Annotated in this window: 11 protein-coding genes; all 11 read left to right on the top strand. The window is 42.6% G+C overall.

Annotated elements, in window-relative coordinates; translation table 11 throughout:
* Window positions 1-129: 129 nt before the first annotated feature.
* The 11 genes from DW896_RS04820 to DW896_RS04770 all read left to right on the top strand — a co-directional run bounded on the left by DW896_RS04820 (window position 130) and on the right by DW896_RS04770 (window position 18,516).
* Entirely contained in the window at window positions 130-1,617 is a 1,488-nt protein-coding gene (locus DW896_RS04820) for a TolC family protein (RefSeq protein ID WP_022402419.1), read from the top strand.
* A gap of 103 nt (window positions 1,618-1,720) precedes the next feature.
* Window positions 1,721-2,971: an efflux RND transporter periplasmic adaptor subunit gene (locus DW896_RS04815; protein ID WP_005837154.1), complete on the top strand. Its 1,251-nt coding sequence runs from the start codon at window positions 1,721-1,723 to the stop codon at window positions 2,969-2,971.
* Window positions 2,972-2,982: 11 nt separating this feature from the next.
* Window positions 2,983-5,388, top strand: a complete 2,406-nt coding sequence (locus DW896_RS04810; RefSeq protein ID WP_057281060.1) for an FtsX-like permease family protein — start codon at window positions 2,983-2,985, stop codon at window positions 5,386-5,388.
* 30 nt (window positions 5,389-5,418) lie between these two features.
* The gene (locus DW896_RS04805) at window positions 5,419-7,806 is read left to right on the top strand and encodes an ABC transporter permease (protein ID WP_117713675.1); all 2,388 of its coding nucleotides are present in this window, start codon (window positions 5,419-5,421) and stop codon (window positions 7,804-7,806) included.
* A gap of 14 nt (window positions 7,807-7,820) precedes the next feature.
* On the top strand, window positions 7,821-10,196 hold the full coding sequence (locus tag DW896_RS04800; RefSeq protein WP_117713676.1) for an ABC transporter permease: 2,376 nt from the start codon (window positions 7,821-7,823) through the stop codon (window positions 10,194-10,196).
* An 18-nt stretch (window positions 10,197-10,214) separates the two neighbouring features.
* On the top strand, window positions 10,215-12,614 hold the full coding sequence (locus DW896_RS04795; RefSeq protein WP_008664546.1) for an ABC transporter permease: 2,400 nt from the start codon (window positions 10,215-10,217) through the stop codon (window positions 12,612-12,614).
* A 23-nt stretch (window positions 12,615-12,637) separates the two neighbouring features.
* Complete coding sequence (locus DW896_RS04790; protein ID WP_005837160.1) at window positions 12,638-14,995, top strand: ABC transporter permease; 2,358 nt, start codon at window positions 12,638-12,640, stop codon at window positions 14,993-14,995.
* 37 nt (window positions 14,996-15,032) lie between these two features.
* The gene (locus DW896_RS04785) at window positions 15,033-15,707 is read left to right on the top strand and encodes an ABC transporter ATP-binding protein (RefSeq protein ID WP_005837161.1); all 675 of its coding nucleotides are present in this window, start codon (window positions 15,033-15,035) and stop codon (window positions 15,705-15,707) included.
* Between the two features lie 159 nt (window positions 15,708-15,866).
* The gene (locus DW896_RS04780) at window positions 15,867-16,154 is read left to right on the top strand and encodes a RyR domain-containing protein (protein ID WP_005837162.1); all 288 of its coding nucleotides are present in this window, start codon (window positions 15,867-15,869) and stop codon (window positions 16,152-16,154) included.
* 24 nt (window positions 16,155-16,178) lie between these two features.
* A complete protein-coding gene (locus DW896_RS04775; RefSeq protein WP_022402415.1) occupies window positions 16,179-16,574 on the top strand; it encodes a hypothetical protein in 396 nt (131 codons plus the stop codon).
* Between the two features lie 13 nt (window positions 16,575-16,587).
* Window positions 16,588-18,516, top strand: coding sequence for a hypothetical protein (locus tag DW896_RS04770; RefSeq protein WP_243634821.1), 1,929 nt, complete (start codon window positions 16,588-16,590; stop codon window positions 18,514-18,516).
* Window positions 18,517-18,578 lie beyond the last annotated feature (62 nt).

The raw sequence follows: 18,578 nt of genomic DNA, 5'->3' as shown, positions 1-18,578 counted from the left end.
GCATTATCGCACTATTTTTGTGCGCAACTGCACACGTTTGGAAAGCTTCGAACCACAACAAACACTTATAATACAACAACTTATACTTATGGCATAGAATTTGAACTTTATAGAGTAAAGAAAACAACTATGCACCGGAATATATTTTTATTGCTTATTACATTCAGTCTGATGTCGAGTGCCGTTGCTCAAGAGCACACGCTGGAGCTGACTTTGGAAGAAACCATCGAGCAGGCCCGCCAGCAGTCGCCCGACGCCCAAAATGCCCGCCATAGCTTCCGTTCCGCTTATTGGAACTACAAATACTACTGTGCCAACTACCTGCCGACGCTCAAGCTTACTTCCAATCCCTATCTGGACCGTGCTATCAACAAAGTGACCCAAAGCGATGGCAACGTCAAGTTCATAGAGCAGAACCTGCTGAGCACTGACCTGACACTGAGCCTGACACAAAACGTGCCGTGGACCGGAGGAACCTTTTTCATTGAAACGGCTGCGCAGCGCCTCGACCTTTTCAGCAGTGACACCTATTCCTGGCAGACTTCACCCGTCAACATCGGATACAGCCAGTCCTTGTTTGGCTACAACAGCCTGAAGTGGGACCGGCGCATCGAACCTATCCGTTATCGCGAAGCCAAGAAAACCTACGTAGAAACCCTTGAGCTTGTTGCCGCCAATGCCACAGAGAAGTTCTTCAACCTGGCCAAAGCACAAAGCAACTACGAAATAGCCAACGCCAACTACGCCAATGCCGACACCTTATATATATATGCGCAAGGACGATATAACATCGGCACCATCAGCGAAAACGAAATGTTGCAGCTCGAACTCAACAAACTGACCGAAGAAACCAACTGCATGAATGCCCGCATCGAAGTGGAAAACTGCATGCAGGAACTCCGTTCCTACCTCGGCATCCAAGAAGACCTCCTTATAAAGGTGAGAATAGACAACCGCGTGCCCGACCTGCACATCGACCTGGATGCCGCGCTGATGCTTGCCAACGAAAACAGTCCGGAGATACAGAACATGCTACGCCGCAAGGTGGAAAGCGAGAGTGCCGTGTCGCGCGCCAAGGCCAATGCCGGACTGAAGGCAGACATCTACCTGCGCTTCGGCTTGACACAAACTGCCGACAAGCTGAAAGATGCCTACCGGAATCCACTGGACCAGCAGTACGTCAGCTTGGGCATTACCCTCCCAATCCTGGACTGGGGGCGCGGAAGGGGACAAGTACGCGTGGCCCGTTCCAACCGAGACCTTGTCTACACGCAGGTAGAGCAAGACAAGACGGATTTCGACTTGAACGTACGGAAACTCGTAAAGCAATTCAACCTGCAGGCGCAACGGGTAAACATAGCCGCCCGCACGGACCATACAGCCCAACGACGCGCCGAAGTAGCCCGAAAACTCTATCTGCTCGGCAAGTCCTCGGTACTCGACCTCAATGCATCCATCACGGAAAAAGATACGGCCCGGAGAAGCTATATAACGGCTTTGTACAACTATTGGAGTTTGTACTATGCACTGAGAAGCATCACGCTATATGACTTTGAAAAAGAGAGGCCACTGGCAGAAGACTTGGAAAGGGTTACTAATGAAGAATCTATACAGTAATAGAATCGTGGAATAGTTTTAGTAAAACTCGGAACCCTTATTCAGAAGTACTTCTGAAGGGGGTATCTGAAAAGTAAAAAAAGAGTATATAAAATATTGCATTATGGATATAAAACTTGAAAAGAAACCCTGGTACATCCGTTACCGCTACTATCTGGCGGGAGGCGTTGCCTTCCTTGCCTTCCTGATTTATGTAGTCACCCTTTCGCTGGGTCCCAGCAAACTGCGTATCGAGCAAGACAACATACAGATAGCCGAAGTCAAGAACGGCAAATTTATGGAATATGTAGATGTGGAGGGAGTGATTCAGCCCATCCTTACCATCAAGGTCAATGCACGTGAAGCCGGAAGCGTGGAACGCATCATAGGAGAGGAGGGGAGCCTGCTCCGGCAAGGAGATACCATCCTCGTCATGGAAAACCCCGACCTGCTGCGCAGTATCGAAGACCAGCGCGACGACTGGGAAAAGCAGCTTATCACCTACCGCGAAAAAGAAATTGAAATGGAGCAGAAAAGCCTGAACCTGCAACAACAAGCCCTGCAGACCGATTATGACCTCAACCGCCTGCGCAAGAGTTTTGCCCTTGACAAGGAGGAGTACCGCATGGGCATCAAGAGCAAGGCGCAGCTCGAAGTTTCCGAGGACGAATACAACTATAAAGTGAAAAATGCCCATCTTCAAAGGGAAAGCCTCCGTCATGACTCTGCCGTCACCGTCATCCGCAAAGACCTCATCAGGAACGACCGCGAACGGGAACGGAAGAAGTATGAACGCGCCTGCGAACGGCTCGGCAACCTGGTGGTGAAAGCTCCCGTCGCCGGCCAGCTCAGTTTTGTCAAGGTGACTCCGGGACAGCAGGTCGCTTCCGGTGAAAGCATTGCGGAAATCAAGGTGCTGGACCAATATAAAGTGCATACTTCCCTGAGCGAATACTACATCGACCGCATTATCACCGGATTGCCTGCCACCATCAATTATCAGGGAAGAAAATACCCGTTGCGCATCACGAAAGTGGTTCCCGAAGTCAAAGACCGCACGTTCGACGTAGACCTCGTCTTCACCGGTGACATGCCCGACAACGTACGTGTAGGCAAAAGCTTCCGGGTACAGATAGAACTCGGCCAGCCGGAGGAGGCGCTCGTCATTCCGCGCGGCAACTTCTACCAGAGTACTGGAGGACAATGGATTTACAAACTGAACGCCGCAAAGACAAAAGCCGTGCGCGTGCCGCTTGGCATCGGTCGCCAAAATCCGCAACAATACGAGATTACGGAAGGTTTGCAGCCCGGAGATTGGGTAATTACAACGGGATATGATACCTTTGGCGAGGCGGAAGAATTGATAATGAAATAAAACTACGCACTATGAGACAAATAATCTTAGCCATCAATGCATTGCTGAAATTCAAAGCATACACCCTTATCAATGTATTGGGACTGGCGTGCAGTTTGGCTTGCGTACTCACCGTAGCCCGATATATCCACCAAGAAAATACAGTGAACCAATGCTTTCCCGAATATAAACGCATTTGCCTGATAAAAACCTCTACCAGCAGTGGTGAGAACTTCTTGGGAGGCTACCGGTCGGGATTGGAAAAGGATCCTGCCGTAGAACAATTTACGGTGATTTATCAAATATCGGATATGCCCGTTCTGTTCGGTGAACAAGAAATTGCAGCGAACGCTTTTTCTGTAGACAGCACCTTCTTCAAAATCTTTCCATATAGGGTGATTGCCGGAAGCGGAAGAATAGTCCGCTCGAGGGATGTTGTCATCACCCGTTCTTTTTGGAAGAAGAAGCTGGGAGGGAAGAATGCCATAGGCGCTACTTTCAAAAACACAAAAGGGAATAAATTCACTATTATAGGAGTGGTGGACGACCCCGATACCAAGACATCATGGATGCCGGATATATTTATGTCGGATGAACTGGATGAATTCCTTTTTTTCGACCCTATATACGCCATGCTGATGGCACCGGATACAGACATTGCACTGCTGAATAAAAAGTATTCAAAAGAACACCCCCGCAGCAAATGGAGTACTTATGAGACAGTACGCTATCAGTATTTGCCTTTGAAAGATTTATATTACGATAAAGACCACGGAAAAGAAAACAAGAACTATCAATATGGCAACCAAAGCTATGTCCGGGTATTGATGGTAGTAGCCTTCCTGGTAGGTATCATAGGGCTGCTGAACTTCATCAACATCTACACTGTCATCATGTCCAAGCGGTCAAGAGAGTTTGGGGTGAAAAAAGTGTTCGGTGCAGGCAGGACAGACATTTTCCTGCAAATATATGCCGAGAACATCTTATTGACGGGACTGGCATTACTCCTTTGCTGGGCTTTAATAGAAATAACCAGGTTTTTCTTTTTCCATGAACTTTATATACCTACCACAACAGACTCCGGCTTTGACCGGAAGGTCTCTGCCATCGTACTTTTAGGATTGCCATTGCTGACTACTGTTTATCCGTTCTTGAAATACACATGTAGCAGACCCGTCAACTCCATACGCGAGCTGGCATCTTCACGCTTTTCCACACGGTCACGCATGATATTACTGTGTTTTCAATATGTCGTAACCATCTTTATAATAACCGTTTCTCTATTCTTTGTACGGCAGTTGGAGTATATGCTCTGCGCCGACCTCGGTTTCCGCTCGCACGATGTGATAACTTGCCGGATGTATGTCGATAAATTGGGCTTATATAAAACAACTAAAGAGGAGGGATTGGATGAAGGAAAAAGACAATATATAAGTAATGCTTTGGTCAATAAACGAATGAGTGAAAGCACTCTGTTTGAGCATTGGAGCAGAGGAAACGACTTGCTGTTCACCGACTTCCGTTTTGACAGTTTTGCGCTCAACAGAGCCGAAAACGGTTTCCATCCGGCATTATCTGCACATTTAACGACCCACTCCATGGCAATATACGATTTTCAACTTGTAGAGGGGCGCCTATGGAACGACTCCATAGATGAAGCGTTCACCAAAAACAGTTTCAAGGTAATTATCAACGAAACCGCTAAAAGAGTCTATGGAATAAAAGACATCACCAAAGACAAGCTGCAACCTGAAGAACCACACTACGCCTCAAGCAGCTTACCGGATTTCTACAATCCACCTTGCGAGATAGTAGGGGTCATAAAGGATTTCAATGTTCGGCACCTTTCACAATCCATCCAACCGGTTGTCATCTATTATCACGATGCAAGCATAGGCGGAATTTATACTGTTACAGCCTCGTATAAGCACGAGAATAAAGCCAAAGTCATTGATTTCCTGCGCCGCTTATACGAAGAATCTACGGGAAGAACCGACTTTGAATATACGCTGATAGAAGATGAACTCCAAAAGATGTATCGTGAAGACCGTCAAGTGGTGAACATTTATACGCTCTTTGCCGGAATAGCCATTTTCATCTCTTCATTGGGATTATTGTCAATATCCTTGTTCGATATTCGGCAACGTTACCGTGAGATAGGTTTACGCAAAGTGAACGGTGCGCAAGCAAAGGATATTTATCCCTTACTCATTAAAAAGTATCTCTCGGTCATGGGAGTCGCCACTTTGCTATCCATACCCTTGTCATGGATTGCCATTACCCTCTATTTGCAGGATTTTGCCCACAAAGCCCCTTTGACATTCGACTTGTTTGCCGTAGCAGTAGCCATAACAACTGCCATCTCCTTGTTGACTATTATTGGGCAAATCAGCAAGGCTGCCAACATCAATCCGGCAAGCATTATGAAAAACGAATAAAAGACATAAAAATTATAAATTTGACATATAATGAAAACACTGAAATACGCTTGGCGTTTCCTGATACGCTCAAAATCATACACGGTTATAAACTTGCTGGGTCTCGCCTTCAGCCTTGCCTGCTGCATCATGCTGATGCGATATATACATAGAGAACTGACGGTAGATACACATTGCATAGACCGGGAACATGTCTATGGAGTCATTCAGGACATGGATGGCAATAGAGGAATGGCAACAATAGAAAACACGAATAAAGACAGTATATACATTGACCACCGTTACATAGAGAAACGCACTTCTTTAATTCTGATGGAACAGGATTTTGTGAGCGACGAAGCATCCCGTTACACAGTGCGGACACTCGTAGCAGACAGTTGTTATTTTCAGCTTTTTCCTTACCGCATAGTGCAAGGAACTCCTATAAAATCTCCTGAATCTGCACTACTGACGGAAGTATGTGCACGTCGTATTTTTGGCCATGACAATCCTATAGGTAAAGTGTTACATTATTCAAATGGGAAAGATATTACCGTAAGTGGCATTATAGCCGAACCGACTTGCAAGACAATGATACAATTTGACATTGTGGTATCAAATACGCTTTCCTCATTTTGGGAACGTATGCCTATTGAATTTGTTCGTTTCACGCCGGGTACAAGCATCAAGAAAATGAACGAACTTGGGAAACAAGCACGTTGGGTAAATCCGAATTGGAAAAATATAGATGCACGACAATATACATTTTCGTTCATGCCTATAGCAGATATTTATTGGGAACCAGCTTATGTGCAAGATGCCGGTTGCCCTGCCATGCTCACTTATGGAAAACGTTCTCATATTTACATTTTATCTTGTGTATGCTTATTGTTATTGCTTACCGGCATTATAAACTTCATCAATCTTTATTTGATAGGCACACAACGGAGGGGAAAAGAGTACGGGCTTAAAAAAATGTTCGGTATAAAAGGAACGACACTTTTCCTGCAGATATTAACAGAAAACGGACTTTTAGTTGGTTGTGCTTTATTACTGGCTTGGTTACTGATAGAGATAACGATAATCCCTGTCAGCCGTTTGTTGGAATATCCTTTCACTTATACATCTTTCGACTTTTGGCTTTCTGCCGGGATTTGGGTAATATTACCCATATTGACCTCTATCTATCCGTTTGTAAAATACAATTATGCATCACCCGTCAGCTCAATTCGTGATGCCACCCAAAGCAAACGTACTGTACACACACGCATTCTTTTTCTTTTTATACAATACATCTTCACATTCCTGCTCATCAGTCTTTCCCTTTATTTCAACAAGCAGCTTTCGCTCTTATTACACACGCAACCAGGATTTCGCATAGAAAATGTACTGATAGCCAAGTTAGGGTATGAATCGGAATCAGCGATGCCACGCGAAAAATGGCAGGAAGCCAGAGAAGCTATGTGGCAACGCAGACATGAACTATGGGAGGCACTTGCACAGTGTCCTTTTATAGAACATTTTGAAATGGAAAAACGACATATACTTTCCGAAGGTTTTAAAGTAACCTACTATAACAATAGAGAGGAAAAAGTAGAGATGAAGTTTTGGTATGCTACCCCCAACTTTTTTAAGTTGTACGGTATCAAAATAATAGAAGGTAGTATTCCCAGTTTTGAAGGAGAAGGAAACAGAGGAGAGGTTTTGATAGCCAACCGAGCAGCTATGAAAGCTTTGCACTACGACAACCTGTCTGAAGCTTTGGTACAGGAAGAGAACGAGCGTCGGTTAAGTCCCAATGCTCCTCTGCATCCCATTGTTGCCGTTGTTGAGGATTACTATGACCGCCACTTGAGTGCAGGACATCGCCCCATTATCTACAATGTATGCAAACAGCGCAGTGACGATATGTGCCAGATAGCCTATACCCCCGGACGACTTAAAGATGTACTTGACTATTTGCGCGACACAGAGCTGCGTATCTATGGTTGTACAGACTTCGAATATACTTTATTGGAAGATGAATGGCATAAACTATATCAAAAAGACCGGCAGATAGCGGTTATCTATTCTTGTTTCGCACTGATAGCTGTCTTGATATCTTGTTTAGGGCTATTTGGCATTTCACTTTTTGACATTCGTCAGCGTTATCGGGAAATAGGTATTCGCAAGATTAATGGAGCCGGAATGTGTGCTCTCTACCAATTATTGTTCCGCAAATATATTCTTGTATTAGCTGTGGCATTTATTATAGCCGCTCCTCTGACTTACTATATCATATACCTATATACACAAGATTTCGCAGTGAAGGCATCCGTGGGTATAGGAATATATGTTATATCGTTACTGATAGTGGCTTTCATCTCACTGGGAACATTATTTTGGCAAATACACAAGGCTGCGAAGATAAATCCGGCAGAAGTAATCAAAGCGGAATAAAATAAAATTAAGATATGAAGTTGGTACAGTTATCTATAAGGACATTATATCGTTTCAAGATATATACAGCCATCAATATATTAGGATTGGCTTTAAGTCTGGCATGTGTCATCATAATCTCCCGCTACGTGAAGCAGGAAAATGATGTAGATTGTTATAGTCCCAACAAAGACCGGATAGGCATCATGGTGCAGGAATACAAAGATGACAACAATAAAACGGCAGTTATCGGAGGTCCCCTCGAAGATGCAGACATAGAAGCGATGTCCACTTTCGTATGGTTCAATAAAGACTATATCATAAAGGAAGAAAAACATATTGATGTAGAAACGATTGTAGCAGACAGCTTGTTTCTAATAGTGACTGATTTTCCCATGAAATATGGAAAAGCCGAATCATGGGCGGCGTCTCCACAAACCGCCTTTATCACAGAAGAGCTGAGTGAGAAACTATTCGGGAACATAAATTCTATCGGCAAAACCATTGAATACTCTACCGGTGACCCTCTTACGGTGACCGGAGTTATCGGCAAAGACAGAGGGAAACGCTCGCTTCATTTCGACTTGCTTGTTCCTGAAACATTGCAGAAGGATTGGGAGTTCCGTTTCCCGATGAAAATGGCATTAATTCATAAAGGGGCTTCCTTTACGAAGATAAATGCACGGCATGCAGCGTTCCGGCAATCTCCACGTGCTGCGGATGTTGAATTCAGGTATCAACTGCTTCCCATGCGTGAAGTGTATTTTCATCCAGCCATTGATGTTTGGCAGGACATGCTGCAAAGGGGGAATTTACCACAGCTACATCTATTGGCACTTGTTGCTGTACTAATTTTAATTGTAGGCATCTTCAATTTTATGAGTCTTTATACGGTTGTATTATTGAAACGAAGCAAAGAATTCGGACTAAAGAAGGTTTTTGGAAACAATTCAGCACAGCTATTCTCCCAACTATATATCGAGAATTTATGTCTGACACTTGTATCATTGTTTATAGCCTGGTTCCTTGTCGAGATTTCTGCCTTTCCCTTAAATAAATATTTTGATGTCATTCAACAGCCTAATGGTATATTTGACATAGGAATAACCATAGCTATCCTGATTTTACTGCCATTGACAGCTTCAATCTATCCGTTTTTTAAATTCAAATACAACACGCCTATCCATTCATTACGGAAAATAGGCAGTGGTGAAAAATCGTCTGTTGTAAGAAACCTCTATCTGAGTATTCAGTATATCGTGGCATTCATTCTAATAGTTGTTTCCATGTTCTTCGCCAAACAACTGTATGAAATGACTCACATAGATTTAGGCTATGACACAGATTCTATCGTTAAAGTCCATTTTGAACGCTATGAACGCAAACAGCCTACCACTGAAGCAGAATATCTGAAACAGACCTCCTTGCGCAAAGCCTCCAAAGAAAATATATCCACTGCAATGAATGCCTCTCCTTTATTCACGGCATGGAATTACTCTTTATCCCCCTATGAATATTTCACCGAATCTCCGGTACTTTTCCGCAAGTTCGGAGAAACCAATTTCAAACAATTGTATTGCATTCCCATTACAGAAGAAGAAATAAGATTTCATGGCTTCCGTTTATCCCAGGGACGTTTATGGGATGCCGACATCGACCATGAAGGTGAAGCCAAACTGATTCTCAATCAAAAAGCCATGCAACTCTTCGGACTCGAAAGCGCAATCAATGCCCGGCTGGAACCCCAACAACCTTTATGGCCGCGTAGGGATTTGAACCCTTATCAGATTATAGGTATCGTCGAAGATTTTTATTGCGGACATTTATCCCAACCGGTTCTTCCTATAGCTTTTATATACGGTGAAACATATCTTTCACAAATTCCTTTGCAAGCTAAAATTGCTCCAGGACATCAAAAAGATGCCGTTGCCTTCCTGGAAAACCTACACAACGACAATGCTGATGGAGCCTTCAATTATACTTTTGCAAAACAGGAAGTTGAGAATCTCTATAAGTCAGACAAGCAAATAACCATCACCTATTCCTTTTTCGCCTTTATGGCCATTCTAATATCCTCAATAGCTTTGTTTGGATTGTCCTTATTTGACATACAACAAAGATACCGGGAAATAGCTATACGAAAAGTACATGGCGCTACACATAAGGAAATTTTATTGTTATTACTCAAAAAATACATTATCATATTAGCAATGTCATTTTTGATTGCCATTTCTATATCTTATTGGGGAATAACCATTTATCTGAAAGATTTTGCCTACAAAGCCAACATCAGCAGCTGGTTGTTCATTATTGCAGCAATCATCATATCATTAATTTCCATATTAACATTGGTTTATCAAGTAAAAAAGGCTGCACGACAGAATCCGGCGGAAGTAATCAAAAGCGAATAATACAATAATGATACTATTATGATAAGACATTATATTAAAACAGCATTCAGAAACCTATTAAAGTACAAGGCACAGAATATCATCTCTATCATCGGACTGTCGGTAGGTATACTTTGTTTTAGTATCTGCCTATATTGCAGCCGCTATATAAATTCTACCGACAAGTGCTTTACCCACTGGGAACGCATTGCAGACATAAACCTATACACTCCAGCAGAAGAACCTTATTCCGGAACTCCCGCTACGTTGTTTGAGAGTCTGCGCCAATTGCAATTCCAAGAAGTAGAAGCATTTACTTTTGTTGCCTATCCCCGCCCACGTAGCTACAATGTGGAAACTATCGACAAGGAAGAACTGCCTTACGAAGATTTATATGCTATGGAAGTAGATACAGCCTACCATAGCGTGTTCACCCCGGAAGTATTACAAGGTTCATGGGCTGTAGCATCGCAAACTCCCAATGCCGTGATACTGACACGCTCTCTGGCACACAAAATATTTGGTCTCGGAGAGAATCCGATAGGAAAGCGAATGACCTTAGCACAACGGCTTTTCTCTTCACCTGATACCACACCACGAACAGGAGGTACCATCTATACCATACAAGCGATAATAGAAGATATTCCATTGAATACCAGCCTTAGCTTTCTCCAAAAGATTGATATGTTAATCTTGAACGACAGCGAAGGACTTATACAATTCGATGGACGAGACAGTATGACCGGTGGACTTACTTTTGCTCTTCTTCGTCCGGGCAAAACATCCGCGCAACTTGAAGCCAGTTTCCGTGCAATGGACTTGAAGCACACAATATTCAATGAGAAAAATACCGTATCAGCCTCGAATTTCGGAAAACTTTTTCGGGAGAAATCCGTTGCCCCTTACTTTGCCGGAATCACATTCATTGTCGGCCTTTTGATTCTACTGACTGGTCTACTCAACTTTTTTCATTTTTTGACGGGGAGTTATCTGAACCGTTCGCACGAGTTCGGCATTCGTAAAGTGAATGGAAGTAATGGCAACAAACTATTTTGGTTACTTTTTACCCAAGCCATTATCATTTCGTTCATAGCCTTCTTATTGACTTTCTGTCTGATAGAAATATTTACCCCTTACCTTTCATTCTCTTTATTTGATTTCACATTAGTCATTGAACGGGACCTATTATTGATACAGACAATAGAATATATGGCAGGCGTTATTTTACTATGCTTATTACTCTGCTTGTTTACCGTATGGAGGATGAAGCATGCCTCCATCCAGTCAAGTATTTACAAGAACAAATCCAAACGCCACAAACAGAAGATACGAAATTGTCTTTTGGGTATCCAATTTTTCATCTGTTGGTTATTCATAGTCTTTACAGTCGCTTTATATTTGCAGGCTAACAAGACCGGTTCCACACTGTTCAACACACTGACAGAAAAAGAAAAGTCCGAAATCATCAGTATTCCTATGGATTACCGTTTTATGAAAAATGACGAAAAGCTTGCTCTCATAGAGCGCATCAGTCAACATCCGGATATAAAAGATAAAATGCTGACAGATATTAATTATCTGAAAGGTATTTCGGGAACAAGCATGCAGACAGAAAAAGATAACCGGGAAAGTAGCCTTGAAGTCAATATAATGAATGTTCCTAATAACTTTTTCGAGTTTATGAATATCCCCATTCTCTCCGGGCATGTCCTGAAGACAAATAGTGACATGGTAGCAGACCGTAAATTGGTAGAACGTATAAAGAAGGATTTACTGGGAACCACCTTGTACAATTATCAAGATAGCTACACGGTATGCGGCATTTGTTCCGATTTTGTAGCCGACACTTACAATCAGAGCCAGGGCTTCGTCTTTCTGCCTTGTGATTTCAAATATTATGTAGGTCATTGCTATTTGAAGTGTGTACCCGGAAAAGCAGAAGAAGTAGAGGCTTTCGTTAAGAAAATGCTGGAAGAGAATCTTCCACCGAGTATACAATTACACATTTCGACCTTGCAGGAAGACATTCACCAAGCGCAAGCCATCGAGAACAACATGAAAGGGATAATCTTATTCTTCTCATTTGTCAGCCTTATAATCACTTTATTAGGCGTCTATTCGGCAATCACACTGGATACGGAACGCAGACAAAAGGAAGTGGCAATCCGTAAAGTAAATGGTGCAGGATTGAAACAGATTATCATATTGTTTGCCCGTACGTATATTTATCAGCTTGTACTCTCGGCAACAATGGCATTTCCTTTATGTTATGCCATACTGCAGTTATGGAAAAACATGTATATCGTATTCTTTAATGACGGCCCGCTATTTTGGATTTCAATCTTCATAATCGTAGCTGTCATTACTACTCTGACTATTATTTTCCGTATTCTGAAAATAGCAAGGACAAATCCGGCAGAAGTCATTAAAAACGAATAAGAAAATATATTTACCTAAAGATTATGACCATACTTACAATCCTAAAAATAATTACCCGCAGTTGGTGGAGAAACAAAGTTTTCTTCTTCATTTCTATAGTCAGTCTGGCTATAGGGCTAGCATGTACAAACTTGCTGTTCACCTATTATGTACATGATTACAATATAGAGAGTGGCAATCGGGACAAGAACCGTATTTTCTGTCTGCGTCAGGATAATCCGATGCAGGACGGAAGCAAGGTGGCCTATGCTGATGCCAATATTCCCCCTATGCTGAAAGAAAAATATGCAGAAGTGGAAGACTACCTGCGTATCAATTCTCTGGTTCCACAATATTGTAAATATGGAGGGGAGATTTACCACGATATAACCTTTATATCTGCCGATACTACTTTGCAACATTTCTTCCACTATCATCCCATTGCCGGTAGTTTAAAGCAAGTATTGGAACAACCGGGCAAAGTAGCACTCAGTGAAGCTTTTGCACATAAACTGTTTGGAGATAAAAATCCATTAGGAGAATTGCTGGAAATAAAAACCATGACTGATACCCAAAGTTATGAAGTGGCAGCCATATTAAAGTCACGGTCACAATCATTGCTCCAATTCGACATGATTACCGGGAATAACAAAGACTTTTGGGGTGGAATGACGTTTCTGAAACTAATTCCAAATACCGATGCCCAACAGTTTACCGAAAAAATCAACCACGACAAGATTCCCACTTTGATTCCGGAAAAGACACAATATTACGTCGACCCTCTGTCCGACATCTACTTTACTACACCGGACTACGATACACAACAACCTCTGCCGTATATCAATCAAAGTAATGTGCAATTATTGTATATCAGCCTTGCTGCCGCCTTGTTGGTACTTATCATAGCCTGCTGCAACTATACCAACATGAGCCTGAGCCGTGTATTGCAACAGCTCAAAATGATACATGTGGAGAAACTGATGGGAAGCAGCTTGAAGGATATCCGCATCCAACTGTTTGGTGATGCATTCCTCACTGTGCTGCTGGCATTCGGATTATCTTTACTCATCATCAACGACTGTCTGTCTTTTTTCAATGGATTATTTGCATCCCATTTAAACGTACATTTCTTTTTCAGCCTACAGATGCTACCCTTGTTAGTGCTCTTTGTACTAGTTATGTCCATTGTCCCTGCCTGGTATATCAGCCATAGACTTTCACAACTCTCATTCAGCGAATACAAGACACTTTACGGAGGTAAAAAGAAACAACGTTTCATAGCTTTGCTGGTCATTCTTCAGTTTTCCATTTCTATAGGGCTGATATTCGCTACTCTCGTTGCCAATGAACAAATCAATCTCATCAAGGAACGGGCCTACTGTTACGAAAATCGGATTGAAATAGGAGATTTCAATGCCGCACCGGCTACAATACTTAAAGAAGAGCTGGAGAAACATGTACAAGGAATAGAGTCCATCGCCCTGTCACAAGGCTCCATATTGAATTCATGGATACGTGAGCTATCCATCAAACAAGCCGACGGTACGGAAAAAAGTTCCTACCTATTAATGCTGTATAGTGATGCCAATCTGGTAAAAACGATGGGGTTCAAACTCTTGTCCGGCAACGCTCCCGAACAACTGCAAAAACAATATGCCTATCCTGCACTGGTCAACGAAAGCTATGTCAGAATGCTGATTCCAGCAGGAATAAATGCCATTGGAAAACCTTTGAAAGAATTTGACCAGTCTGCCGATTCTTTATACATCATCGGCGGTGTATTAGAGGACTTCCCGTTCAGTTCATTGGAAAATGAAATTACCCCGGTCATACTTTACCTTCCACCTACAGAGAGAATGTCGGGTGCCAACTATCTGCAGATTAAGCTGATTGAAAGCAATAAACAAGAAACACTACATCAAATAGCCCAAATATGGGAAAAGATGAATGAAGGGGAGATATTTCAATACACAGACATGCACCAAGACTTTATGAAACGCAATGGTAAAGTCTTGTCTCTCTCCAAACTCCTTATCGCCTATTCTCTGATTGGCTTGATATTGACCTGCTTCGGCTTATTCGGCATTTCATGGTATGCCACTCGCCAGCGTATCCGCGAAATCAGCATTCGCAAGATTCATGGAGCAACATCCCGACAAATCGTGCTGTTGCTGAATAAACCATTCTGCCTGCAAATTCTGCTTGCATATATTCTAGCTGTCCCCATTGTCTATTGGCTCATGCACCATTGGCATGAACAGTTTGCCTATAAAGCCCCCTTCACCGTTATGGACTTTCTATTGCCACTATGTATTGTCTGGATAATATCTGCCGTCACAGTGTGTCTGCAAAGTTATTTGCTGAACAAAACAAATCCGATTGACTGCATCAAATCCGAGTAAGAAATAATATATTTATAACCCATAAAAACAAAGCATTATGATTAAGACAGTAAACTTACAGAAGATTTTCAAGACCGAGGAAGTACAGACTCTGGCTTTGAACGACGTAAACATTGAAGTGAAAGAAGGGGAGTTTGTTGCTATCATGGGACCTTCAGGCTGCGGAAAATCCACTTTACTGAATATCCTCGGTCTGTTGGACAATCCTACATCCGGAGAATATTACTTGAATGGGACGGAAGTATCCAAATATACAGAAGCCCAACGTACCAACTTGCGTAAAGGAGTCATCGGCTTTGTATTCCAAAGTTTCAACCTGATTGATGAGCTGAATGTATACGAAAACATCGAACTGCCGCTACTCTACATGGGCATTCCTGCCACCGAACGCAAGCGCCGGGTGGAAACCGCTATGGAGCGTATGGCAATCATGCACCGCAGCAAGCACTTCCCGCAACAATTGTCCGGCGGACAACAGCAACGCGTGGCAATCGCCCGTGCAGTCGTATCAAACCCTAAACTGATACTTGCCGATGAGCCTACCGGTAACCTCGATTCAAAGAACGGAAAAGAGGTAATGGAACTACTGAATGAACTGAATAAGGAAGGCACTACGATTGTCATGGTGACACACTCACAACATGATGCCGGATTTGCCGGACGTATCATCAATCTGTTTGACGGGCAGGTAGTGACGGAAGCTAACTTATAATTCACGCTTCTCCCGATTTATATGCAGGTTGCAATGTTTTTTCCATTGTAATCTGCATGTTTTTTTGGAAATAGCTTTCCTTTTTTTTGTTTCTGTCGTCCGAAATGCCTAATATTGCTACCAATAAACTTTTTACTTCCACATTTTAAATAACAGAAAATGAAAACATACACACCGTCCCCTTTGAACGCAGAAAATATCACTTTACCGGATAATTTGACGGAACTCACAGAAGCCATGGCACGCAATGTGCATGAAGTATGGGCTTTGGGAAGAGTGAAAGAAGGATGGAAATACGGAGAGACACGCAATGATGAATTAAAGACACATCCCGGACTTGTACCATACGAAGAGTTACCGGACTCAGAACGAGAATACGACCGGCAAACAGCCATACAGACACTGAAACTGATTATGAAACTGGGATTCGACATACAGAAGAAATAATAATCCAATATCTATTATAGTACTATGAGGACGAGTGAGAACAAGTATTATCCTATCCGGCACTGGTGGAAATTCGTGATTCCTGCCTTTATCATTCTCTTTCTGGTTGCAGCATTGATTGTGACATGCACTACATTCCAAAACCTTATTCAATTCTTTCCATCGCGTGGAATGACCTACCTGATGACACTCCATGCCATCATTTCCCTTAGCGTATGCATCTGTTTTTTTCTATGTATCAAGAGATTAATAGATGTATTCTCATTGAATCTGGAACAAGAAAGAAACATTCTTGCATCCTTGTATCAGGAAAAAGAAAAACGGGAGATTATCAATAACGATGAGAAAGAAATCAATAAACTGAAAGAGAATATCAGAAAAGAATTGAAACAAGAAACTGAAAAAAAGGAAACTGCCTAATGACAAAACAAATATGAATCTGCTAACAAGACTTTTTGCCCTTCATTTTGACCGCTCTTTTTCCGGAAAAGGATGGAGGCAGCTTGCTTGGCTTTTCGGAGTCATAGTAACTGTTTTCTTATTGATATATCTGGTAAGTTTTGCATTTATCTTTCCTGAGCCGTCTCTTGAAGAATGGACCGGTATTGATAAAGACGTACCTATGGGGCGTTTGCTTCAGTTGATTTGTCTGTTCATTGATCCGGGGAATATTGTGGAAGTACCACCTTATCTGCGTTGGTTCTCTCTATTGGTCGTAGTGCTGGGATTAATTTTGTTCTGCGGATTATTGATATCCGTAATCTCCAATATGCTGGAACGCAGAGTTGAGCGATATCGTGAAGGCGATATCGTTTACCCTTTGCAAAACCACATCGTCATTATCGGTTTTGACAACATGGTCCCCACTCTTATCCAGCAAATTTGCGATGACACACATTATGGGAATTGCCATATTCTGATTCAGAGTACCCAACCGGCACAAGAAATCCGTAGCAAAATCCATACGGAACTGGATGCCAAAAATGAAAAAAGAATTGTGGTGCTGCGTGCCCGGCGCGACTCTATCGAGGAGTTGGAAAAACTCTATACTACCAAAGCGCGCGAAGTATTCCTTATCGGAGAGAGGAACGAACATGACCATGACTCACTGAACATAGACTGCCTGAAAAAGATAGTTGACATTCATAAACGATGCAATAAATGTTCCCTCATACCATTCACCGTTCTTTTCGAATATCAGACTACTTTTGCCGCTTTCCAACTGACCGATTTGTCTGCCGAATGGAGAAAATATATAGAATTCCATCCCTTTAACTTCTACGAGGGCTGGGCCAAAAAGATATTGGTAAGCCGGCAATACGGAAAAGGGGAGAACTGCATTGAATATCCTCCTCTCGACCGTGAGGCAATAACCTACGAAAGCGAAAAACATGTTCATCTTGTTATCATCGGTATGAGCCGTATGGGAGTGGCAATAGGAGTGGAAGCTGCCCATCTGTTGCATTTTCCAAACTTCTGCCGGGACAAGAACATAAAAAGTGTCATTACCTTCATTGATGAAAATGCCGACCGGGAAATGAATTTCTTTTGTGGACGATACCGCCATTATTTCGAGATATCGTCTACCCATTATTACGACATGAGCAAGGACGAAAGCCACGAGAGATTTGTCCTTCCCACCCGTTTTAAAGGAAAAGATGCAGACTTTCTGGATGTGGAATTCGAATTTATCAAAGGCCGTGCGGAAACTCCTGCCATCCAGAACCTAATTAAAGAATGGGTACATGACTCAAGCCAGGTATTGACGATTGCCGTCTGTCTCAATTATCCTCCTCAAAGCATGGCAATGGGATTATATCTGCCGGACGATGTATATGATGAAAACATCCCAGTTTTTGTCCGTCAGGAAACCTCCAGTGCACTGCTCAATATGCTTAACAGTAAAAAGAAAGATGAAGCGATTCATAAATATTCCCATGTTTTTCCTTTTGGAATGCTGGACAACTGTTACGACTTGGACAAAAAAAGCCGGAGGGAGGGACAAATCATCAATTATATATACGATTTCAAGAATAAATATGGAAATGTGCCTCAATCATGCCCACCTGACAATGAGCTGAAAGACTCATGGAACAAACTGTCCGTATCCCTTCAGTGGTCCAATTTGTACAGTGCATATTCCATTAGTCCCAAGCTACGCTCCATAGGCATTACGGATGGTTACGTGAAACTGGACAACGACCAGATAACATTGCTTGCCGAAGTCGAACATAACCGTTGGAACATGGAGAAGCTGCTGCTTGGCTTCCGTAAACCCACCGCCGATAATCTATGGCAGCAAGGAAATGGGAGACATCTTCAAAAAGAAACGCTTTGTGCATCCCGATATACGTCCGTATGATGAATTGAAGGAAAGCTCAAAAGCGTATGACAGATGTATCACAGCCGGCATTCCGCTAGTCG

It is taken from the genome of Bacteroides sp. AM41-16, assembly GCF_003603495.1.
In the GTDB taxonomy this organism is placed as follows: domain Bacteria; phylum Bacteroidota; class Bacteroidia; order Bacteroidales; family Bacteroidaceae; genus Bacteroides; species Bacteroides uniformis.
This window is presented reverse-complemented; position numbering and strand designations above follow the sequence as displayed.